1 protein-coding gene is annotated in these 730 nt (G+C 39.2%); it reads left to right on the top strand.

Going from position 1 to position 730, the window contains the following annotated elements; genetic code table 11:
* Positions 1-197 precede the first annotated feature (197 nt).
* A complete protein-coding gene (locus tag DNK84_RS12510) occupies positions 198-551 on the top strand; it encodes a hypothetical protein (RefSeq protein WP_119344820.1) in 354 nt (117 codons plus the stop codon).
* Positions 552-730 lie beyond the last annotated feature (179 nt).

Raw genomic sequence — 730 nt, 5'->3', positions numbered from 1 at the left:
TGCAATCCCATCTTGTATGCGACAAACTCTTATAGTCTCTCATCGGCTTGATCCTTTGTTGTGTTGATTCAACAACAAAGGCTACACTAATACTGTAAAGGTCAAACCTTTGGGAGTCACCCCAGCATAGCTGGGGGTTTACCTATGTGTAATTAAACAGTGATAAGTCTGAGCAACTTGCATCCATTAAATGGAAGGTGTGGCATGGTAAGACTGATGAGGCAATCACTAGACTATCTGAGCTTTATGGATTTCTTGTAACAACTGAGTTTGCAGATAAGGCACATGATTTACTGAAATACATAGCCAATAACAAAGCATATTTAGTGGATTATGAGTCAAGACGAACATTAGGAAAAGTATATACGAGCAGCGCAATAGAAAGTGGTGTTGAGAGTGTTATTAATACTCGATTTAAAAAGAAACACAAGGCGCAATGGAATCGAGAGTCTGCACACAGAGTGTTGCAGCTTAGAACCTCTTTAGCAAGCAATCAATGGGCTCAGGATTGGCAGCTAGTTAGGCAACATATTTATAAAAATGCAGCATAACAACTACATTAGGAATGCTCTCTCTCAATTTTAACCACTTGGTTGCAATATGATGTACTGCAGCTACACAGTGTCTCTCCAGAAGATAGGGATTCACTGTTTGACTTTATCCTCTATGAGCTTGAAGAGCTTTCCAAAAGACACCCTCATCGTATTCAATCTATTGTAACCACATTAAA

The sequence above is a fragment of the Facilibium subflavum genome (assembly GCF_003574485.1).
Taxonomy (GTDB): Bacteria; Pseudomonadota; Gammaproteobacteria; order Francisellales; family Francisellaceae; genus Facilibium; species Facilibium subflavum.
The sequence above is the reverse complement of the archived record's forward strand: the minus strand, read 5'-3'. Positions and strand labels throughout refer to the sequence as shown.